At 66.1% G+C, this 19,946-nt stretch carries 20 protein-coding genes; 11 read left to right on the top strand and 9 right to left on the bottom strand.

The genetic code is table 11. The annotated features are described in order from the left end of the window. Positions 1-28: 28 nt before the first annotated feature. The 3 genes from AC3WMU_RS15545 to AC3WMU_RS15535 form a co-directional block, all read right to left on the bottom strand. Positions 29-673, bottom strand: a complete 645-nt coding sequence (locus AC3WMU_RS15545) for a TRAP transporter small permease (RefSeq protein ID WP_454677832.1) — start codon at positions 671-673, stop codon at positions 29-31. A 61-nt stretch (positions 674-734) separates the two neighbouring features. Further along, positions 735-1,709 (bottom strand): sialic acid TRAP transporter substrate-binding protein SiaP, encoded by a 975-nt coding sequence (locus tag AC3WMU_RS15540; RefSeq protein ID WP_280029746.1) that lies wholly within the window; start codon positions 1,707-1,709, stop codon positions 735-737. A 128-nt stretch (positions 1,710-1,837) separates the two neighbouring features. After that, on the bottom strand, positions 1,838-2,572 hold the full coding sequence (locus tag AC3WMU_RS15535) for a FadR/GntR family transcriptional regulator (protein WP_088589308.1): 735 nt from the start codon (positions 2,570-2,572) through the stop codon (positions 1,838-1,840). A gap of 172 nt (positions 2,573-2,744) precedes the next feature. Here AC3WMU_RS15535 and AC3WMU_RS15530 point away from each other — a divergent pair, with 172 nt between their 5' ends. Genes AC3WMU_RS15530 through pyrF form a run of 3 tightly spaced genes read left to right on the top strand, consistent with a single transcriptional unit; the run spans position 2,745 to position 5,338 of the window. Then, positions 2,745-3,143 (top strand): diacylglycerol kinase, encoded by a 399-nt coding sequence (locus AC3WMU_RS15530; protein WP_006227620.1) that lies wholly within the window; start codon positions 2,745-2,747, stop codon positions 3,141-3,143. 48 nt (positions 3,144-3,191) lie between these two features. Next, complete coding sequence (locus AC3WMU_RS15525; RefSeq protein ID WP_006227619.1) at positions 3,192-4,511, top strand: NAD(P)/FAD-dependent oxidoreductase; 1,320 nt, start codon at positions 3,192-3,194, stop codon at positions 4,509-4,511. 8 nt (positions 4,512-4,519) lie between these two features. Beyond that, positions 4,520-5,338 (top strand): orotidine-5'-phosphate decarboxylase, encoded by an 819-nt coding sequence (gene pyrF / locus AC3WMU_RS15520; protein WP_006227618.1) that lies wholly within the window; start codon positions 4,520-4,522, stop codon positions 5,336-5,338. A 44-nt stretch (positions 5,339-5,382) separates the two neighbouring features. On the opposite strand, the gene AC3WMU_RS15515 is transcribed toward pyrF, so the two are convergent. From AC3WMU_RS15515 to ribBA, 6 genes are all read right to left on the bottom strand, one after another. Continuing rightward, entirely contained in the window at positions 5,383-5,952 is a 570-nt protein-coding gene (locus tag AC3WMU_RS15515; protein WP_088589306.1) for a CinA family protein, read from the bottom strand. Further along, a complete protein-coding gene (locus AC3WMU_RS15510; RefSeq protein ID WP_315137692.1) occupies positions 5,949-6,455 on the bottom strand; it encodes a phosphatidylglycerophosphatase A family protein in 507 nt (168 codons plus the stop codon). Before AC3WMU_RS15510 ends, AC3WMU_RS15515 begins: the two co-directional genes overlap by 4 nt. An 84-nt stretch (positions 6,456-6,539) precedes the next feature. Beyond that, a complete protein-coding gene (gene thiL / locus AC3WMU_RS15505; RefSeq protein ID WP_492282609.1) occupies positions 6,540-7,505 on the bottom strand; it encodes a thiamine-phosphate kinase in 966 nt (321 codons plus the stop codon). A gap of 138 nt (positions 7,506-7,643) precedes the next feature. Beyond that, on the bottom strand, positions 7,644-8,153 hold the full coding sequence (gene nusB / locus AC3WMU_RS15500) for a transcription antitermination factor NusB (protein WP_006227614.1): 510 nt from the start codon (positions 8,151-8,153) through the stop codon (positions 7,644-7,646). After that, positions 8,122-8,652 carry a 6,7-dimethyl-8-ribityllumazine synthase gene (gene ribH / locus AC3WMU_RS15495; RefSeq protein ID WP_006227613.1) on the bottom strand — a complete coding sequence of 177 codons (531 nt, stop codon included), beginning with the start codon at positions 8,650-8,652 and terminating at the stop codon, positions 8,122-8,124. Before ribH ends, nusB begins: the two co-directional genes overlap by 32 nt. Positions 8,653-8,662: 10 nt before the next feature. Next, positions 8,663-9,841, bottom strand: a complete 1,179-nt coding sequence (gene ribBA, locus AC3WMU_RS15490) for a bifunctional 3,4-dihydroxy-2-butanone-4-phosphate synthase/GTP cyclohydrolase II (protein ID WP_006227612.1) — start codon at positions 9,839-9,841, stop codon at positions 8,663-8,665. Positions 9,842-9,999: 158 nt separating this feature from the next. Between ribBA and AC3WMU_RS15485 the strand changes: the two genes are divergently transcribed. The 8 genes from AC3WMU_RS15485 to AC3WMU_RS15450 all read left to right on the top strand — a co-directional run bounded on the left by AC3WMU_RS15485 (position 10,000) and on the right by AC3WMU_RS15450 (position 19,941). Next, positions 10,000-10,824, top strand: a complete 825-nt coding sequence (locus AC3WMU_RS15485; RefSeq protein WP_006227611.1) for an HAD-IIB family hydrolase — start codon at positions 10,000-10,002, stop codon at positions 10,822-10,824. A gap of 12 nt (positions 10,825-10,836) precedes the next feature. After that, on the top strand, positions 10,837-11,652 hold the full coding sequence (locus AC3WMU_RS15480) for an IclR family transcriptional regulator (protein WP_006227610.1): 816 nt from the start codon (positions 10,837-10,839) through the stop codon (positions 11,650-11,652). Positions 11,653-11,857: 205 nt separating this feature from the next. Further along, positions 11,858-12,856: a phosphate/phosphite/phosphonate ABC transporter substrate-binding protein gene (phnD, locus tag AC3WMU_RS15475; protein ID WP_006227609.1), complete on the top strand. Its 999-nt coding sequence runs from the start codon at positions 11,858-11,860 to the stop codon at positions 12,854-12,856. A gap of 6 nt (positions 12,857-12,862) precedes the next feature. Next, the gene (phnC, locus tag AC3WMU_RS15470) at positions 12,863-13,633 is read left to right on the top strand and encodes a phosphonate ABC transporter ATP-binding protein (RefSeq protein ID WP_006227608.1); all 771 of its coding nucleotides are present in this window, start codon (positions 12,863-12,865) and stop codon (positions 13,631-13,633) included. After that, positions 13,630-14,514 carry a phosphonate ABC transporter, permease protein PhnE gene (gene phnE, locus AC3WMU_RS15465; protein WP_006227607.1) on the top strand — a complete coding sequence of 295 codons (885 nt, stop codon included), beginning with the start codon at positions 13,630-13,632 and terminating at the stop codon, positions 14,512-14,514. The genes phnC and phnE (AC3WMU_RS15465) overlap by 4 nt, the downstream gene beginning before the upstream one ends. Further along, the gene (gene phnE, locus AC3WMU_RS15460) at positions 14,511-15,335 is read left to right on the top strand and encodes a phosphonate ABC transporter, permease protein PhnE (RefSeq protein ID WP_006227606.1); all 825 of its coding nucleotides are present in this window, start codon (positions 14,511-14,513) and stop codon (positions 15,333-15,335) included. Before phnE (AC3WMU_RS15465) ends, phnE (AC3WMU_RS15460) begins: the two co-directional genes overlap by 4 nt. Positions 15,336-15,553: 218 nt before the next feature. After that, a complete protein-coding gene (locus tag AC3WMU_RS15455; RefSeq protein WP_280029757.1) occupies positions 15,554-17,212 on the top strand; it encodes a CYTH and CHAD domain-containing protein in 1,659 nt (552 codons plus the stop codon). A gap of 533 nt (positions 17,213-17,745) precedes the next feature. Then, entirely contained in the window at positions 17,746-19,941 is a 2,196-nt protein-coding gene (locus AC3WMU_RS15450; RefSeq protein WP_006227604.1) for a phosphocholine-specific phospholipase C, read from the top strand. Positions 19,942-19,946 lie beyond the last annotated feature (5 nt).

The raw sequence follows: 19,946 nt of genomic DNA, 5'->3' as shown, positions 1-19,946 counted from the left end.
TTCGGTGCTGCGCAGCGATCCGGCGGTCTCAGTCCTGCGACTCGTAGGCCGCGGGGTTTTCCAGGATCGAATAACCTTGCCGCCAGTTCTGCACAGACACTTGCAGCGATCGCAGGAACATCATGACGAAGCCGGCAAGCGCAACCCAGTAGACATAGGACTTGCTCCAGAACAGCGTGGTCATGGGTTCGTCGCCCACCAGCACGATGTAGCGGTAGGTCAGCCAGACGGCATAGCCGAAGAAGGCCGTGCGCAGGATGTCGATCACCGTCGCCAGCACGCGGCCCACCCGCTTGGGCAGGTAGCGGTACAGGAAATCCACCTGGATATGGCGACAGGCCCGCACGCACATCGCAGAACCCAGGAACACCACACCGATCAGGCAGTACACCGCCAGCTCTTCGGTCCAGGCGTAGGAATCGTTCAGTACGTAGCGGGAGAAGAACTGCAGGAAGACCAGCATCGCCATCGTCCAGAACATGGCCAGGCAGATCCAGTCTTCGGCTTGGTAACCCGCCAGGCTGACTTGGTGATGGTCGGCCTCTTCGAAGCTCTGGACGATCTCGTCCACGGACGTCTGGTGCGGGCCTGCCGCAGAGGCAGAGTGGCCGGGCGCAGCGCTCGGGCCGTGGCTGGCGGCCGCCATCGGCGCCGCCTTCGCGTTCAAATGCATGGCGTTCCCCTGGTCGGAATCGGGTGTTGGGCGGCGGGCCGCTAGGGCCCGCCCGCGCGGCTTACTTCACCGCCTGGATCTTTTCCCAATCCGACTTCTGATAGCCGTACTGCTCGAACGGCACCTTCTCCAGCACAGTCTTGCGGAAGTCTTCGATATTGACCTCTGCCACGTTCAGCCCGCGCTTCTTGAATACCTCGACCATCTTCTTCTCGCTCTCGGCGACTTCGGACGAAGCCTTTTCCGACGCCTGTTGGGCGACTTCGGAGAAGATCTTCTTGTCTTCGTCGGACAGGCTCTTCCACAGCTTGCCCGAGATCACGGTGTTCAAGTGGTCGACGATGTGGCCTGTCAGGACGATGTTCTTCTGCACTTCGTAGAACTTCTTCGCCTCGATGGTGGTCAGCGGATTTTCCTGCGCTTCCACCGTGCCGTTCTGCAAGGCCAGATAAACCTCGGCGAACGCGATGGGCGCGGTGTTGGCGCCACAGGCGCGCGGCATCGCCAGGTACGCCGCCACGTCCGGCACGCGGATCTTCATGCCCTTCATTTCAGAGCACTTGGTGAAGGCGCGGTTGGAGGTGGTCTGGCGCGTGCCGTAATAGGTGGTGGCGACGATGTGATTGCCGCTTTTCTCGTCGTAGCCGCGGGTCAGCTCTTTGTAGATATCGCTCTTGGTGTAGGCGATCAGGTGTTCGGGATTGCGGAATATGTAGGGGTAGTACGTGACGCCGATGCGCGGAAAACTCTTGGCGGCAAAGCTGGACCCGGAAATGATCATGTCCACCGTGCCCAAGGTCAGCCCCTGGTTGATGTCGTTTTCCTTGCCCAGCTGAGAGGCGGGATAGACATCGATGTGATAGCGGCCGTTGGTGCGTTTCTCGATCTCCTGGGCCGCCCACACCGACGAGGTGTGGAACGGTTCGGAGGTCTCGTACACATGCGCCCATTTCAGCTTGGTTTGCGCCAGCGCGCTGCCAGTTGCGGCAAGCAGCGCGGCGGCAAACAGCACTTTGATAGCGTTGCCTCGATTCATGATGTCTCCTCTCTCTGAGGTAGCGAGTCCGGCGAATGTCGTCACGCGCTCGGCCCGCTTTATGTTTCACATGGGGATTTCACATACAGGTTGCACCTTCGTACAGCGACTACGGGTCCCCGAAGGCGTCAAGACGCCGCCGGTTCTTTGCTATCGGCACGCAACGCGTCCGCGCCCGCCGGCCAACTGGCCGTCAAACGGTCGAACGAGCAAGAAAGATGGTGATGCATGGCGGCCCGCGCGGCGGTCTCGTCGCCGGCCGTGATGGCGGCGATGACGCGGCGGTGCTCGGTGATGGCGACGGCCCAGCTGTCGGGGTTCTCGAAGTAGTCGCCCAGCTTCACGGACAGGGGGTTGTGGCGTTCGTCGAACAGTTCACCCACGACGCGGACCAGGACGGTGTTGCCCGCCATTTCCGCCACGCGCAGATGGAACAGGCGGTCGCCGCGGATGGGCACGCTGCCCGCCTGGGCCTCGTCTTCCATCGCGCCCACCGCTTCAAGCAGGCCGTCAACCAGCGCGGGCACGGGGTTGCGGGCCGCCTGGGCGGCAAGTTCGCCTTCGATGGTCCAGCGGGCGCGGATGGTTTCCAGCGGGCTTTCGGCAGTCAGGCTGGCGCGCGGCGCGCCGGCCAGGCTCTGGACGTAGACGCCCGACCCCATGCGCACTTCCACCCACCCTTCGACCTCCAGCGCGATCAGCGCTTCCCGCACCGACGGCCGCGACACGCCCAGCTTCAGCGCCAGGTCGCGCTCGGGCGGCAGCCGGGCGCCGACCGGGAATTCGCCCGCTTCGATCAGCAACCTGAGCTGATCGGCGATCTGGCGATACAAGCGGCGTGGCTCGATAGTCTGGATCGGCATGGGAGTCGGTGGGTGGCAACGACAAAAAGGTAAAGTGGCCTTACCAATTGACCAGAATCCTGCGCCTGCCTTCGATCGGTCACAATTAGGGTTTGCCCATAGCCGCACGTCGCATCACGCGGGCAACCCTTATCTGTTAAAAAGCCGCCACACCCGGCCTTCTTCCGCATCCATGACCTACGACCCGCAACACTCGCCCTTTAAAAGCACCGGCGGCCTGCGCCGCATCCTGAATGCGCTGCGCTACTCCTGGCAGGGCTTGAAAGCGGCCGTCAAATACGAAGCTGCGTTCCGCCAGGAACTGGCGCTGGCCGTGCTGATGATCCCCGCCGCGTTCTTCCTGGGCCGCACCACCGTCGAGGTCTTTTTCCTGGTGGGCACGGTGATCATGGTGCTGGCGGCGGAATTGCTGAATTCCGCCATCGAGGCGCTGGCCGATGCGCTGTCCGTCGAACGCCACCCGCTGCTGGGACGCGCCAAGGACCTGGGCAGCGCAGCCGTGATGCTGCTGCTGATCTTCGCCGGGGCGGTCTGGATCGGGGTGGCCATCAGCCGTTTCGTCATGCATTGACACGGGCCGCATCCCACGGGGGACGCGCCTGTCTTTATACTGAGAGCCATGATGCCTAAATCGACGTCAGCCCCCTCTCAACGCATCGTCATCGTCGGCGGCGGTGCCGGCGGCCTGGAATTGGCCGCCAAGTTGGGCCGGATCCATGGCCGCCAACACATCACTCTGGTCGACAGCCGCCCCTTCCATATCTGGAAGCCCTCGCTGCATGAAGCCGCCGCGGGCACGCTGGACATCCACCAGGAGGGCCTGTCCTACCTGATGCTGGCCCACATGAACGGCTTTTCGTTCGCGCAGGGCCGCTTGCTCAGCGTAGACCGGGCGCGCCGCCAGATCGTGGTGGACGCCGTCAACGATTCGCAAGGCCAGGAAGTCCTGCCCCGCCGCGATCTCGGCTACGACACGCTGGTGCTGGCCCTGGGCAGCACCTCCAATTTCTTCAATACGCCCGGCGCGGCCGAACACGCCGTCACGCTGGACACCACCGAAAACGCCGAACAGTTTCGCCTGACCATGCTGAAGGCCATGGCGCAGGTTGACCTGGCCAAGGTGCGCAATCCGTCGGCCCGGCTGGATCTGGTCATCGTGGGCGGCGGCGCCACCGGCGTCGAACTGGCCGTCGAACTGACCGAAGCCAGCCACGTCGTCAGCGCCTACGGCCTGCCGAACTTCCGCGCCGAACGCGACCTGGCCATCACGCTGGTGGAAGGCGCGCCGCGCATCCTGTCGGCGCTGCCCGAAAAGATCTCCGAAGCCGCGACCAACCGGTTGAAGGAACTGGGCATCGGCGTGGAAACGTCCTGCCGCGTCTCGGAAGTGACCGGCAACAGCGTGAAAACCGCGGACGGCCGCGAATTCCCCGCCCAGCTATGCATGTGGGCCGCCGGCATCAAGGGCCCCGCCCTGCTTGCCGACCTGGACCTGCCGCTGAACAAGCTGGGACAGCTGGAAGTGAACGAACGGCTGGAAACCGCCGATCCGCACATCCTGGCGCTGGGCGATTGCTGCTCGGTGCCCTGGCGCGATGGCCGCACGGTGCCCGCCCGCGCCCAGGCCGCGCACCAACAGGCCGATTACCTGGCCAAGAAACTGACGGCGCGCCTGCGCAACACGGCAGAGCCCACCGGCCCCTACGTCTACCAGGATCACGGTTCGCTGGTGTCGCTGGGCCAGGACGCCGGGGTGGGCAGCCTGATGGGCAAGCTGGCCGGACGGGGACTGTTCGTAAGCGGTACACTGGCGCGCTTGATGTACATGAGCCTGCACCTGATGCACCACAAAGCGGTGCTGGGCATCTCTCGCACCGCCTCCCTGGCCCTGGCCCGCCTGCTTATGCGGCGCACGCGCCCCCGGGTCAAACTGCACTGAACTCCCCCATGAATTTCCTGCAAAAACTCGAACACGCCTGGACCACCAGCAACTCGCTCCTGCAAGTCGGGCTGGATCCCGATCCCCAACGCTTTCCGCGCGAATTGCAGGACAAGCCGGACGCCATCTTCCAGTTCTGCCGCGACATCGTCGACGCCACCGCGCCCTACGCCTGCAGCTTCAAGCCGCAGATCGCGTATTTCGCCGCGCACCGCGCCGAAGACCAGCTGGAAGCGCTGTGCCAGCACATCCGCGACAAGCACCCGGACCTGCCCATCGTGCTGGACGCCAAGCGTGGCGACATCGGCTCCACCGCCGAGAACTACGCCCGCGAAGCCTACGAGCGCTACCAGGCGCACGCGCTCACCGTCAGCCCCTACATGGGCCTGGATTCCGTCGAGCCCTACTTGGCCTGGCGCGACCGCGGCGTGATCGTGCTGTGCCGCACGTCCAACCCCGGTGGGTCGGACCTGCAGTTCCTGAAAATGGATAACGGCGAACCGCTGTACCTGCACGTCGCAGGCCTGGTGGCCGACAAATGGAACGCCAATGGCCAGTGCGGCCTGGTGGTGGGCGCCACGTTCCCGAACGAACTGGCCGCCGTGCGCCAGCGCATCGGCGACGCCCTGCCCCTGCTGGTCCCGGGCATCGGCGCCCAGGGCGGCGACATCACCGCCACCGTGAACGCCGGCGCCAACGCCGCCCGCAGCGGCATGATGATCAACTCCTCGCGCGCCATCATCTACGCCAGCGGCGGCGACGACTGGCGCGAGGCCGCCGGCCGTGCGGCCATGGGCCTGCGCGACGCGATCAACGCAGTGCGTTAAATAAAAAAAATGGGTTGCTAAAAGGCAACCCGTTTTTTTTGACCTTAGCGGCGATTGACCGGCGCCCCCACGAACTCCAGCAATCCCCGCAACGCGAATTCCACCGCGGCCTGGCGCACTTGCGTGCGGTCGCCCGGGAACACGTGCGTCACTGCGCGGCTGGTGATGCCCTCGCCCACCCGCATCGCAAAACCGAAACACACCATGCCCACCGGCTTGCCCGGCGTGGCGCCGCCCGGCCCGGCGATGCCGGTGGTGGACACGGCCACATGCGCGGCAGGCGCCATCAGCAACACGCCATTTGCCATCTCCAGCGCAACGGGTTCGCTGACCGCGCCGAAGTGATGCAGCGCGTCGGGAGAGACGTCCAGCTCTTCCACCTTAGCTTCGTTGCTGTAGGTGACGAAACCCCGCTCGAACCATTCGCTGGAGCCGGCGACCGACGTCATCGCGCCGGCCAAGAGGCCGCCCGTGCACGATTCCGCGGTGCCCAGCATCCAGCCATGGCGCCGCATCGAATCGCCCAGCCGTTCGGCCAGGCCGACGGTGGTGGCTTCAGTCAACTGGGCGGCCGACAGGTTCGACCGCGATCCCACTTCTTGTTGCTCGTTCATCCCAAGACTCCTGTGCGTGCGACCAGCGCCATCACCAGCAAGGCATAGCCGGCCGCCACGATATCGTCCCACATTACGCCGAAGCCGCCCTTGATATGGGCGTCGAAGAACTTGATGGGCGGCGGCTTGACGATGTCGAACAGGCGGAACAGCCCGAACGCCAGCAACTGCGACAACCAGCCAGCGGGCGTCAACCAGAGCACCAGCCAGAACGCCACCATCTCGTCCCAGACCATTCCGACATGATCCGGCTGCCCAAGTTCACGGCCGACGCGGTGGCAGGCCCAGCAACCATAAAGAAAGGCCAGCGCCAGGAACACGCCGATCGCCAGATCCGACGCGGCGGGCGCGGCCGCCACCCAGATGCCCCAGGCCAGCAAGGTGCCCCAGGTGCCCGAGGCCGGCCGGACGAGGCCGCTGCCCAGTCCAAAGGCGATCAGGCGGCCCGGATCGCGGCACACCCAGGACAGTGACGGATACACGGCCCGCGAGCGTTCACGCATGGACGGGGATGGCTTATCGGTAAGGGACATGGCGTTCCTGGGCCGTTGGTAGAGGGGGAGTGTCGGTAGGGGAACCGCTGCGGATCAGGCTGCGGGAAAGTGATCGAAACCGGCCGGCAGCGCGGTCATCGGCTGGCCCTGCCCGTCCAGCACGGTCAGGCCTGCCTGCGCCAGCGTGTGACCCACCCGGGTCACGCGGGCATTGGCCGCGCGGGCGGCTTCCAACACGGCATCGCGGCGGGCGGCGGGCGCGGTAAAGCACAGCTGATAGACGTCGCCGCCGCCCAGCACGGCGCGGCGCAACAGCGCCTCGTCTATGCCCGCCAGGGCCGTGGCCGCCGGCATCCGGGCGTATTCCAGGCAAGCGCCCACCCGGCTGGCGGCCAAGATGTGACCCAGGTCTTGCAGCAGCCCGTCGGACAGGTCGATGGCGGCGTGCGCGATGCCGCGCAGCGCCAGCCCCAGCGCAACCTGCGGTTGGGGCCATTCCAGTGCATCACGGGTCGCGGCCAGCAAGGACGCATCGGCCGGATACTGGCCGTCCAGCAGGCGATAGGCCACGTCGGCCGCGCCCAGTTCGCCCGATACCCAGATATCGTCGCCCGCCTGCGCGCCGTCGCGCCGCAGCGCCTGGCCGGCGGGCACGGCGCCGAACACGGTGACGCTGATCGCCAAGTCATGCGCGCTGCGTGTGGTGTCGCCGCCGATCAGCGGGCAGCCATGGGCATCGGCCAAGGCGTGAAACCCGTCCGCGAAGGCGGCCAGCCAGGGCTCGTCCAGGCGCGGCAAGGCCAGCCCCAGCACGCAGCCAATCGGCCGGGCGCCCATGGCGGCCAGGTCAGACAGGTTCACGGCCAGGGCCTTGTGGCCCAGGGCGCGAGGATCCACGTCGGGAAAGAAATGCCGGCCTTCCAGCAGCAGGTCCGTGCTGGTGGCGACCTGTTCGCCGGGCGGCACGGGAAACAGAGCGCAATCGTCGCCCACGCCCAGCAGGCCCGCCGGTGCGGTCCGGGTGAAATAGCGCGCGATCAGATCGAATTCGGACGCCACGGCAACTCCGAGAAGCCGGTCGGGAAACCGGCGGTGAAACAAGCCGAAGGGGTCAGACGCAGGCCACGCCTGGCGCACCGGCTAGGGTACGCGCAGGGCGGCATGCGCCTGACCCCTTCGGAGTCCGGCAAGCGCGGGTCAACGCCGCTGTTGGGCGGCGGCCTGGACCTCGTTCGCACGCACGTCGGCAGCCAGCTTGTCGAGCACGCCGTTGACGAACTTGAAGCCGTCGGTGCCGCCAAACGATTTGGCAAGCTCAACGGCTTCATTGATGGCGACCTTGTACGGCACTTCGACATGATGAATCAGTTCGAAGCTGCCGATCAGCAGGATGCCATGCTCAACGGGCGACAGCTCGGCCAGCGGGCGGTCGACGTAAGGCGTGAACCGCTCGCGCAGCGCGGGCGCTTCGCGCAGGACGCCGTGCAGCAAGGTCTTGAACCACTGCGCGTCGGCCTCGGAAAAATCCTCGGTGTCGCGCAGGTGGGCATCGATCTCGCCGGCGTCTTGCGTGCCTTCGCCACCGCGCAGCAGCCACGCGTACACGCCCTGCAGCGCGAATTCGCGTGCACGGCGGCGGGCACTGCGCGCATTGGCGCGGGCTTGCGCCGCGCTATCAGCGCTGGTCGTCGTCTTCTTCGTCGTCAAAATCTTCGTCCTCGTCTTCGTCGTCTTCGTCTTCTTCCTCGGGTTCCAGCGCCGCCACCAGGTTGGCCATTTCAACGGCCACCTGAGCGCAATCGCGGCCCTTGCCGGCGGCGCGGGCTTGCGCCTGCTCGTCGGTGTCGACGGTCAACACGCCGTTTGCGACGGGGATGCCGGTTTCCAGGGAGATACGGGTGATTGCCATGGCCATTTCATTGCTGACCACTTCAAAGTGATAGGTCTCGCCACGGATGACGGCGCCCAGCGCGATCAAGGCGTCGAATTCAAACGTTTCGGCCATGTGGGACAGGGCCACGCCCAGTTCCAGGGCGCCGGGAACGGTGGCGACCATCACGTCGCGCTCGTCCACGCCCAGTTCGGCCAATTCCTTCAGGCACGCTTCGAGTTCGGCCTGGCCGATTTCTTCATTGAAGCGGGCGCGTACGATGCCGATGTGCAGCCCTTCGCCGTTCAGGTCGGGGGTAAGGATGTAAGGGTTCATGTGTCGGCCTTCAGTGTGTTGCGGGAGTATTCTGCGGGTCGCAATCGTAACCCGTAATGGTGAGCGAAAAGCCCGCCATGCTGGGCATCTTGCGCGGCCGGGCCAGCAACTTCATTTGGCCCACATTCAGGTCGCGCAGGATCTGGGCGCCGATGCCGTAAGTGCGCAGACCGAAACGGTCCGTGCTGGCGGCCGCGTCGGCCTGGGCCTTCGGGTCATTCCAGCCGGCGATCTGGCCGAACAGGTGCTCGGTGGACGATTGGCAGTTCATCAACACCAGCACCCCGGCCGGAGCGGCTGCAATGGCCTGCAGGGCTTGCGCCACGCCCCAGCTGTGCGGGCTGGCGCCGGTATCCAGCACGTCCAGCACCGAGGCCGGCTCGTGCACGCGCACCAGCGTTTCGACGTCGGGGCTCACGTTACCATGCACCAGCGCCAAATGGGCGGAGCCGGTAGCCGCGTCTTCATAGGCCACGGCCTCGAAGGTGCCCCAGGCCGTCTGCATGGGGCGCTTGCCCACGCGCTTGACGATGGATTCGTGTTCGCTGCGGTATTGGATCAGGTCGGCGATCGTGCCGATCTTCAGGTTGTGCTGGCGGCCGAATTCCACCAGGTCCGGCAGGCGGGCCATGGTGCCGTCCGGCTTCAGGATTTCGCAGATCACCGCGGCGGGCGTCAGGCCGGCCATGGCGGTCAGGTCGCAGCCAGCTTCGGTGTGGCCGGCACGCACCAGCACGCCGCCGGGCACCGCGCGCACGGGGAAGATGTGGCCCGGCTGGACCAGGTCGGCCGGCTTGGCGTCGCGCGCCACCGCCACCTGAATGGTGCGGGCGCGGTCGGCGGCCGAAATACCGGTTTCGACGCCCACGGCGGCTTCGATCGACTGCGTGAAATTGGTGCCGTATCGCGTGCCGTTACGGGCGGCCATCATGGGCAGCTCGAGTTGGCGGCAGCGCTCTTCGGTCAGCGTCAGGCACACCAGGCCGCGGCCGTGGGTCACCATGAAGTTGATGGCTTCAGGCGTGACAAATTCGGCGGCCATGACCAGGTCGCCTTCATTTTCACGGTCTTCTTCGTCAACAAGAATGACGATACGGCCGGCGCGCAGCTCGGCGATGATCTCGGCAACGGAAGCGATACCGAAGGATTCCGGCTCGGAGCCGGGCAAAGAGGACAACTGGACGGACATGGCGGGCACGCAAACCAGGCGGGAAAGCCCGGATTTTACCGCCCCTGGCGCCGGATCCCCTATCGGGCCGCCAGAACGGCGTCCAGCCGGGGCATCCGGTTAAACTTTCGGCCGGAGATCCCCCCATAAAAATCACGTCCCCAACGAGGAAAAAACCCATGCAAGCCCTTGCGGCCATGCCTTTGACCGTCGCCGCGGCGGTTCGCGTCGTCCTGACCGACATCGACGACACGCTGACCACCGAAGGCCGCCTGCCGGCCGACGCCTACGCCGCGCTGGAGCGCCTGGAACAGGCGGGCATCCAGGTGGTGCCGATCACCGGCCGCCCAGCTGGCTGGTGCGACCATATCGCCCGCATGTGGCCCGTGCGCGCCGTGGTGGGGGAGAACGGCGCCTTCTACTACGCCTACGACCGCCAGGCCCGCCGCATGACGACCCATTACTGGACGGACGCCGCCTCGCGCCAGGCCAGCCGCAAGCAGCTGGACGCGATCCGCGACCGCGTGCTGGCCGAAGTCCCGGGCTCGGCCGTCGCCAGCGACCAGGACTACCGTGTGGCCGATCTGGCCATCGACTTCTGCGAAGACGTGCCCGCCCTGCCCGACTCGGCCGTCAGCAAGATCGTCCAGATCTTCCACGACGCCGGCGCCCAGGCCAAGGTCAGTTCGATCCACGTCAACGGCTGGTTCGGCGACTACGACAAGCTGACCATGACCCGCACCATGTTCCAGCGCGAATTCGGCGCGGACGTGGCCAGCGCCCTGGACAGCACGCTGTTCATCGGTGATTCGCCCAACGACGAACCCATGTTCGCGTACTTCCCGATTTCAGTCGGCGTGGCCAACATCCAGGCCCAGCTGCATCGCCTGACGCATCGCCCCGCCTTTGTCGCCGCTTTCCACGGCGGCGCGGGTTTCGTCGAAATGGCGAACCGGCTGCTGGCGGCCCGCCAGGCCCCGCAGCCGCACGCGCAACCGGCCTGAGGTCCGCACACCGTGGCCACCACCAAGACCCCCGCCCCCGCCGCCAACGACGGCCGCCGCAGCATCCAGTCCATCGAAGTGGGCGTGCCGCTGCTGGCCGCCCTGGTCGACGCCGCCAAGCCCCTGACCTTGCGCGACCTGGCCGCGGGCGCCGGCATGACGTCCGCCAAGGCGCACCCCTACCTAGTCAGCTTCATCCGCGTGGGCCTGGTGCAGCAAGACGCCATCACCGGCCAGTACGAGCTGGGCCCCTTCGCCTTGCAGATGGGGCTGGTCAGCCTGCAACGGCTGGACCCGGTGCGCATCGCCATGCCCGAGATCGCCAAGCTGCAATCCGAGATCGGCCATACGCTGGGCATCGCGGTGCTGGGCTCGCACGGGCCCACCATGATCCACATGACCGAAGCCAGCTACCCGGTGCACGTGAACATGCGCAAGGGCACCGTGATGTCCATGCTGCACACCGCCACCGGCCTGGTATTCGCGGCCTGGCTGCCGCCCAAGGTCAGCGAGCACTACATCGCCCGGGAAGAAGGCGACACGGCCGTCATCGCCAGCGTGCCGCCCCCACGCAAGGCCTCACGCGCCAACATCGAAGCCCAGTTGGCCGACATCCGCGTGCACGGCATGGCCCGCGCGCTGGGCAACCCGCTGCCGGGCGTGGACGCCTTGTCGGTGCCCGTGTTCGACAACACCGGCAACATCGTCCTGGGGCTGACCAGCCTGGGGCCCACGGGCCTGTTCGACGTGAGCTGGGACGGCGCCATTGCCCGGCCGCTGCTGGCCTGCGCGCAGGAGATCTCACGCAAGCTCGGCTACCGGGCCTGACACGGAGTTGGCTCGGGTCTGGCCCCGGGTCCGGATCGGACCCGGTGTCGGACTTGTTCGATTGATCGCAAACAAACGAACACAAAGCGAACAATTCGAACAAAACACGAAAAGAAAGGCAGGGACTTTCCCAAGTGTGCCCGTCCCCGCTTGTGTGGTTGAATTCAGCAAATATTCAAATTCATCCCACAAGAGGAGACAAACCATGCACGCAATGCGTCTATTGCAAGCGGCCGCCCTGGCCGCGTTCGCCGTTGGCGGCACCGCCGCCCACGCCGCCGACACCTGCTCCAACCGGGGGGACCTGGACCAGATGTATTGCGACGCCAATAACGATCTGGTGGCCGATACCCCCACCGACGCCTCCAAGCAGAAGACGCCGTCGACCCTGGTGTTCACCTACACCCCGGTCGAAGACCCGGCGGTCTACGAAGACATCTTCAAGCCGTTCACCAAGCACCTGTCCGAATGCACGGGCAAGCGCGTCGTGTTCTACCAGGTGCAAAGCAACGCCGCGGAAATCGAAGCCATGCGCTCGGGCCGCCTGCACGTGGGCGGCTTTTCGACCGGCCCGACCGCGTTCGCCGTGAACATCGCCGGCGCCGTGCCGTTCGCCGTCAAGGGTTACGCCGACGGCTTCCAGGGCTACAACCTGATCGTCATCGTGAAGAAGGACAGCCCCTACCAGAAGCTGACCGACTTGAAGGGCAAGAAGCTGGCGCACACCGCGCCGTCCTCGAACTCGGGCCACATGGCGCCCGTGGCGCTCTTCCCCAAGGAAGGCCTGACGCCGGACAAGGACTACAAGGTGGTCTTCTCGGGCAAGCACGACCAGTCCGTCATGGGCGTGAACTCTGGGGACTACGACGCCGCCGCCGTGGCCTCCGACGTGTTCAAGCGCATGGTCGAACGCGGCCAGGTCAAGGAAGCCGACTTCCGCGTGATCTACAAGAGCGAGAAATTCCCCACCTCGTCGTTCGCCTACGCGCATGACCTGGAGCCGAAGTTCCGCGACCAGATGCTCAAGTGCTTCTACGACTACCGCTTCCCCGCGGAAATGTCGAAGGCCTTCGACGGCGCCGACCGCTTCTATCCGGTGACCTATCAGAAGGATTGGGCCATCGTCCGCCAAGTGGCTGAATCGGGTGGCGAAAGCTTCAACCGCGCCGCCTACGACCGCGAATCCGCCAAGAGCAAGAAGTAATCCAGCATGACGACGTCGCTACGCATTTCCGGCCTGGTCAAGGAATACCGGGCCGGCCGGCCGGTTCTCAATGGCATCAACCTTGAAATCGCCGGTCAAGGACTGACCGCCATCATCGGCCCTTCCGGCACCGGCAAGAGCACGCTTCTGCGTTGCATCAACCGCCTGATCGAACCCACCCAGGGCGAGATCGTGCTGCAGTCCAAGGACGGTTCCGTGGATCTGGCTCGCGTGCGCGGCGCGTCGCTGCGCCGCGCACGCCGGCGCATCGGCATGGTGTTCCAGGAATACAACCTGGTCGAACGCCTGACCGTCATGGAAAACCTGCTGACGGGGCGGCTGGGCTACACCTCCGCCCTGAAGGCCTGGATGCGCCGCTTCGAACCCGAAGACATCGAGCATGCCTACAAGCTGCTGGATACCGTCGGCCTGGCCGGCTTTGCCGACCAGCGCGCCGATGCGCTGTCGGGCGGCCAGCGCCAGCGGGTGGGCATCGCCCGCGCGCTGATGCAGCGCCCGCAGCTGCTGCTGGCGGACGAACCGACGTCGTCGCTGGACCCCAAGACCTCGGTGGAAATCATGGAGCTGCTGTCAGTTCAGGGCAGCGCCACCGGCATTCCCGTCATCGTAAACATCCACGACGTCGAACTGGCGCGTCGCTACGCCACCCGCATCGTCGGCATGTCCGGCGGACACGTGGTGTATGACGGCGACGGCCAAGGCCTGGACGCGACCATGCTCAAGACGATCTACGGAGGCGAGTCTTGGCTGGAATGACGCACCCCCGGGGCAACCGCCCCTTCGCCATGTCCGGGCGCGCCAAGGCGGGCCTGGTCTTGCTGGTGATCTACACCATCTACGCCGGCGCGCAGCTGGATTTCAGCTGGGCACGCTTTGAAACCGGCATGGGACACGCGTCGACCTTTCTTTCGCGCATGTTCCCGCCCAATTTCGAAAAACCCGCGACCTTGTGGAAAGGCATCGCGGAAAGCCTGGAAATCGCGGTGCTGGCCTCGGTGCTGGGCATCCTGTTTGCGCTGCCCGTGGGCCTTTTGGGCGCGCGCAACATGATGCCCGCCTGGGTGTCGTGGCCCGCGCGTTCGCTGGTGGCGCTGTGCCGCGCCCTGCACCCGGTCATCGTCGCCATCCTGTTCGTCAAGGCCGTGGGCTTTGGCGCACTGGCCGGCATCCTGGCGCTGACGGTGGCCTCCATCGGCTTCATCGGCAAGCTGTTCACCGAGGCCATCGAAGAGATCTCGCTCAAGCAGGTGGAAGCCGTGCGCGCAAGCGGCGCGTCGTTCGCCAACGTCATCATCTTCGGCGTGCTGCCGCAGGTGTTCGCCCGCTTCATCGGCTTTGCGACCTACCAGTTCGACTCCAACCTGCGCAACTCCACCATGGTGGGGATCGTGGGCGCGGGCGGCGTGGGCGGCACGCTGTTCTCGGCCTTCCAGCGCTTTGATTACGACTTCGTCAGCGCCATCCTGCTGACGCTGATCGCCATCATCATGCTGGGCGAAATCCTCGCAGGCTTCGTGCGCGCCGTGTTCCTGGACAACCTGGGCTTTGACCGCATCCTGCAAGGCCGCTTCGCAGGCGCCCGCGGCATCGGTTCGACCAAGCCGCCGGCGGCGCGCAAGGCGGAGGTGGAAGAATGAACGTCCATGCCTCCACCCTGAACCCGGCGGGTTCGCCGCGCGTGTGGCAGCGCTACAGCATGGGCCAGCGGCTGCTGCGCTTCGCGCTGTACCTGCTCGTCGTGGCCGCCATCGTCCAGGCCATCCGCGGCGTCGAAGTCATACCGGAGTTCCTGTATGACGCGCCTGAGCAGATGGCCGACCTGTTCCGCCGCATGTGGCCGATCGACTGGGCCTACTACCCGGACGGCGTGCACAACGCGCTGATCGAAACGCTGCACATCGCCACGCTAGGCACCATCCTGTCCGTCTTCATGGCGGTGCCGGTGGGCCTGCTTGCGGCCAACAACCTGACGCCCAGCAAGACCATCAATATGCTGGCCCGGCTGATCCTGGTGTCCAGCCGCTCGGTCAATTCGCTGGTCTGGGCGCTGCTGTTCATCGCCATCTTCGGGCCGGGCGCGCTCGCCGGCACGCTGGCCATCGCGTTCCGCTCGATCGGCTTCGTGGGCAAGCTGGTGGGCGAAGCCATCGAGGAAGCACAGCGCGGCCCCATCGAGGCCGTGACCGCCACCGGCGCCAGCAAGGCATCGGTGCTGTGGTACGCCTACTGGCCGCAGATCCGCCCCGCGTTCTGGTCCATCGTGCTGCTGCGCTGGGACATCAACGTGCGCGAATCGGCCGTGCTGGGCCTGGTGGGCGCCGGCGGCATCGGCATGGCGCTGGACACCGCGTTGAACCTGTTCCAGTGGGACCGCGTCGCGCTGGTGCTGGCCGCGATCTTCGTTGTGGTCGTATTGGCCGAAATCATCATCACCCAGGCGCGCAAACGCATTCTTTAACCGCGTCCCCGTTTTACGCTTGTCGGTTTCCCCTGACCAGCGCTCCTTGGCGCCGCCCTTGTAAAAGGGGCGGCGTTTTTTCTTGCCTGGCAGGCGCCTTCGCTTGTCCGCGACGCGCGTTCACGTCTATGCTCAATGTGAACAAAATATGAACCGTCATCAAATCCCGCCCCCCGGTTGATTAAGATCTCGGCTTTTGCCGTTGGACACCCACCGCCATGTCGGAACAGGAATTGAAACTGCACGTGCCCACGGCTTCGCGCCAGGCCGTGCTGCGAGAGATCAAGCAACGCGAGGCCACGCGCATCCGCCTGCATGCCATGTATTTCGACACGCCCGAACGCGAACTCGCGCGGGCGCGCATCGCCATCCGGCTGCGCCAGGAGGGCCGCGACTGGGTCCAGACGCTGAAGATGCCCGGCATCAACGCCATCACCCGGATTGAACTGAACCACCCGCGCCCCGGCCCCGTGCTGGACCTGTCGGTGTATGCGGGCACGGAAGTCGAAGCCGCGCTTGCCGCCGTCAAGGGTGAACTTGGCCTGCGCTACGAAACCGATGTGCAGCGCCTGCTGCGCAAGGTCCGCACGCGCTTTGGCACCGTAGAGCTTGCGTACGACACCGGCATCCTGCGCGCCGGCGCGTTGGAACTGCCCATCTCGGAACTGGAATTCGAACTGGTGTCGGGCCGCCCTGCCGCCATCTTTGCCAGCGCACGTGGCTGGCAGCAGCGCCACAGCCTCGTGCTGGACCCGCGCAGCAAATCCGAACGCGGTGACGCGCTGGCCCAGTTGGCGCAACGCCTGGCCGATGTGGACGCCCTCCCCGGCGACGATCTGGAAGCCCGCCGCGCCCAGGCCATCGCCCAGTTCTGGGCGCCGCGCGGCGCGGCCGCCGTGAAGCTGCGCGACGACATGACGCCGTCGCAGGCAATGGGCCGCATCGCTGCGGAATGCCTGGACCAGATCGCGCGCAACGCCGCGGTGCTGGCCGAGGTGGACACGGAAGGCGTGTACCGCGCTGGCAACTCCGAACACGTGCACCAGTTGCGCGTGGGCGTGCGCCGCCTGCGGTCGGCCTGGAAACTCTTCGACGGCTGGATCGCGCCGGTGCCTGACGCCATGCTGCAGGGCGTGCGCACGCACTTCGCCGCCTTCGGCGCCAACCGCGATCAGGACGTGCTGAACGAAACCGTGGCGCCCGCGCTGATCCGCGCCGGCATGCCCGTGATTCCGATGGAAGCCGCGCCGCCCGAGCAAGACGCCCAGACCATTGCCGGCGGCAAGGCCTTCCAGGCCTGGTTGCTGGAACTGCTGGAGTGGAGCCTGGATGTGCCGCCTGTGGTGCCCGCCGGCAATGGCCAGACCATCGCCAATGGCACGCCCAGCGACGCGGCGCCCGAGCCAGCCATCCGCCTGGAAGGCGGTGTGGCCGGCCCCAGCGTCAAGCCCACCATCATCCCCATGCTGGCGCCGGAACCCGATCCGCAGCGCCTGCACAAGCAGTTGGCGCGCCGCCTGCATCGCTGGCACAGCAAGGTGGCCGACCAGGGCACGCAGTTCGCCACGCTGGACATCCCCACGCGACACGAGCTGCGCAAGCGCGGCAAGCGACTGCGCTACAGCCTGGCGTTTGCGGAATCGCTGTTGCCCTCGGGCAAGCTGCGCGGCTACCGCAAGCTGCTGTCCAAGGTGCAGGACGTGCTGGGCGAAATCAACGACCTGGCCGTCGCCAAGGAATACTACGAGTCGTGTACGGCCACGCACCCGCAAGCCTGGTTCGCGCTCGGCTGGATCAGCGCGCGCCTGGACGAGCTGGCCGACGAAGCGCAGAAAGCCTTCGATAACCTGGCGCGCAGCAAGCCGTTCTGGAAGTAAAACGCCGCATGTCGCGCCATGGCCCGGGCGTCCATGGCGGGCGCGCGCGTTTACCGCAGCGGTAAGTCAATCGTTGAATACGTTTTCACTTCGACACGCATCTAGCACCGCGTTTCAAAAAAAGCGGCGCGCACAGCAACCGGTCAGCTGGCTGTCAAAAGAACGACATCCGACGCGCCAATACTGGATCGCTGTCGTCCGGCCAGCATGCGCCGGGCGCTCTCGTGGCCCGCAGCATCCGCCCGACATTCGTCCTGTGTGACGGCAACGGCCCCTGCGGGCCGTCAGCCCATCCACACCTGACCGAACCATGGAACCCACTTCCCACTTGCTCGCCCATGCAAGACGAGGCCTCGCGGCCTTTTGTGCACTGTCGCTCGTGCTTTCGCTGTCCGCTTGCGGCGGCGACGACAACGATTCGGACGAACCGGCTCCTCCCCCGCCTACGACGCCCACCACGCCACCCGCCGCGTGCGCGTCGCACTGCGCCCCATGAGCCCGTTCCCCTCCGACCTTCAACGACAGAGAAGCCAATGACGTTCGACGCCTCAAAGAGAAAGTTCTTCAAGACCACGCTGGGAACCACGGCCGCCGTAAGCGCCTTGTCGATGTTCCCGCCCAGCATCCGCCGCGCCCTGGCCATTGAAGCCAGCAGCCCGACCGGCACCATCCAGGACGTCAAGCACGTCGTGATGTTGATGCTGGAAAACCGTTCCTTCGACGGCTACTTCGGCACCTTCCCCGGCGTGCGTGGCTTCGGCGACCGCTTCCCCATTCCGCTGGCCAACGGCAAGTCCGTGTTCCACCAGACGCGCAGCGACGGGACCGAAGAGCTGCCCTATCACCTGGACACGACGCTGGGCAACGCCCAACGCGCCGGCAGCACGCCGCACTCGTGGCCCAATTGCCAGGCGGCCTGGGATCATGGCCGCATGAACAAGTGGCCCAGCGCCAAGCAGCCGTTGTCGATGGGCTATTACGAGAACGCGGAAGTCCCGTTCCACCGCGCGCTGGCTGACGCCTTCACGCTGTGCGACAACTACCACTGTGCGATGCACGCGGGCACCATCCCCAACCGCCTGTTCTTCTGGACCGGCACCAACGGCCCGTCCGGCGACAACGTATCGGTGGTGATGAACGAAATGAACGACGGCGCCGACGTGGGCCCGTCCACCGAAGGCTGGACGTGGACCACCTACGCCGACCGCCTGCAAAAGGCCGGCGTCAGCTGGAAGGTCTACCAGAACATCCCGGACAACTTCGGCTGCAACGAGATGATGAGCTTCCGGCACTGGCGCGCCGAGATCGAAAAGATGCCGGCTGACCGGCAAGTGACCAACCAGGGCGGCCCCGCCTACAACCCCGCCATCGACGACCAGTACAGCCCGTTGGCCAAGGGCTTCGGAAACACCATGCCCGACGGCGGCTTCCTGCAGAGCCTGCGCGACGACGTCATGAACGGCACGCTGCCCGAGGTGTCGTGGATCATTCCGCCGGCCGCATACAGCGAACACCCCGGCCCTTCCAGCCCCGCGAAGGGCGCGTGGTACATCCAGGCCGCGCTGGACGCCTTGACGCAATCGCCCGAGGTCTGGAGCAAGACCGTGTTCCTCGTCACCTACGACGAGAACGACGGCTTCTTCGACCACATGCCCACGCCGTCGGCACCGTCACGCAACGACGACGGCAGCTTGGCGGGCAAGTCCACGCTGACGGATGCCGAGATGGCGTTCGAGTACTTCACGTACCCGCCCGCCACACCCAAGCAGCTGACCGCCGACGGCAAGCCGTTCGGTCCCGGCATGCGCGTGCCGATGTGGGTGATTTCGCCGTGGAGCCGTGGCGGCTGGGTCAATTCGCAAGTGTTCGACCACACCTCGGCGCTGCGCTTCCTGGAGCAGCGCTTCGGCGTCGTCGAACCTAACATCAGCGCGTTCCGCCGCGCGGTTTGCGGCGACCTCACCTCCACCCTGAATTTCGTGTCGCCCAACAGCGCGGCGCTGCCGACCTTGCCGGGCCGCACGACCAAGACGGACGCTGATGGGCTGACAACCTGGCAGGAAGCGCAGCCCGCCATCGCCGTCCCCACGCAACAAACGCTCGCCAAGCAGGCGCCCGGCACGCGCCCGTCGCGCGCCCTGCCCTACGAGCTGCACACGAGCGCCCGCGAAGACGCGCGCGAGAACCGCGTCAGGCTGCTGTTCGCCAACGCCAGCAGCAGCCAGGCGGCGGCCGTCTTCCATGTGTACGATAAGCTGCACCTGGATCGCATTCCCCGCCGCTATGTGGTCGAGGCGGGCAAGTCGCTGGACGATGCCTGGGACGTCGCGGGCGACAGCGGCAAGTACGACCTGTGGGTGCTGGGGCCGAACGGCTATCACCGCGCCTTCGCGGGCGACCTGATGCAGACGGGCGGCGCGCAGCCCGAGATCCAGGTTTGCTACGTGCCTTGCGACGACCCGCAGGTGCAGGTCAAGCTGCACAACAACGGCAGCCAGGCTTGCACGTTCAACGTGCGCGCGATGGCGTACCGCAGCGACGGCCCCTGGACCGCCACCGTGCAACCGGGCCAGACCGGCGAACTGAGCTGGCCGGTCGGCGACAGCGGCCAGTGGTACGACTTTGCGGTGGCCTGCGAGGGCTACGGCGCATTCCAGCGCCGTTTTGCCGGGCGCATGGAAACGGGCAAAGACGGCGTCAGCGACCCGGCGATGGGCCAAGTCGGCTGAGGCTT

The organism is Achromobacter sp. FW305-C-13 (genome assembly GCF_058783475.1).
This window is presented reverse-complemented; position numbering and strand designations above follow the sequence as displayed.

Excerpts from the sequence above, each read along its gene's own strand:
- AC3WMU_RS15545 (WP_454677832.1), bottom strand. The coding sequence starts at position 673 with ATGCATTTGAACGCGAAGGCGGCGCCGATGGCGGCCGCCAGCCACGGC.
- AC3WMU_RS15540 (WP_280029746.1), bottom strand. The coding sequence starts at position 1,709 with ATGAATCGAGGCAACGCTATCAAAGTGCTGTTTGCCGCCGCGCTGCTT.
- AC3WMU_RS15535 (WP_088589308.1), bottom strand. The coding sequence starts at position 2,572 with ATGCCGATCCAGACTATCGAGCCACGCCGCTTGTATCGCCAGATCGCC.
- AC3WMU_RS15530 (WP_006227620.1), top strand. The coding sequence starts at position 2,745 with ATGACCTACGACCCGCAACACTCGCCCTTTAAAAGCACCGGCGGCCTG.
- AC3WMU_RS15525 (WP_006227619.1), top strand. The coding sequence starts at position 3,192 with ATGATGCCTAAATCGACGTCAGCCCCCTCTCAACGCATCGTCATCGTC.
- pyrF (WP_006227618.1), top strand. The coding sequence starts at position 4,520 with ATGAATTTCCTGCAAAAACTCGAACACGCCTGGACCACCAGCAACTCG.
- AC3WMU_RS15515 (WP_088589306.1), bottom strand. The coding sequence starts at position 5,952 with ATGAACGAGCAACAAGAAGTGGGATCGCGGTCGAACCTGTCGGCCGCC.
- AC3WMU_RS15510 (WP_315137692.1), bottom strand. The coding sequence starts at position 6,455 with ATGCGTGAACGCTCGCGGGCCGTGTATCCGTCACTGTCCTGGGTGTGC.
- ribH (WP_006227613.1), bottom strand. The coding sequence starts at position 8,652 with ATGAACCCTTACATCCTTACCCCCGACCTGAACGGCGAAGGGCTGCAC.
- ribBA (WP_006227612.1), bottom strand. The coding sequence starts at position 9,841 with ATGTCCGTCCAGTTGTCCTCTTTGCCCGGCTCCGAGCCGGAATCCTTC.
- AC3WMU_RS15485 (WP_006227611.1), top strand. The coding sequence starts at position 10,000 with ATGCAAGCCCTTGCGGCCATGCCTTTGACCGTCGCCGCGGCGGTTCGC.
- phnD (WP_006227609.1), top strand. The coding sequence starts at position 11,858 with ATGCACGCAATGCGTCTATTGCAAGCGGCCGCCCTGGCCGCGTTCGCC.
- phnC (WP_006227608.1), top strand. The coding sequence starts at position 12,863 with ATGACGACGTCGCTACGCATTTCCGGCCTGGTCAAGGAATACCGGGCC.
- phnE (WP_006227607.1), top strand. The coding sequence starts at position 13,630 with ATGACGCACCCCCGGGGCAACCGCCCCTTCGCCATGTCCGGGCGCGCC.
- phnE (WP_006227606.1), top strand. The coding sequence starts at position 14,511 with ATGAACGTCCATGCCTCCACCCTGAACCCGGCGGGTTCGCCGCGCGTG.
- AC3WMU_RS15455 (WP_280029757.1), top strand. The coding sequence starts at position 15,554 with ATGTCGGAACAGGAATTGAAACTGCACGTGCCCACGGCTTCGCGCCAG.
- AC3WMU_RS15450 (WP_006227604.1), top strand. The coding sequence starts at position 17,746 with ATGACGTTCGACGCCTCAAAGAGAAAGTTCTTCAAGACCACGCTGGGA.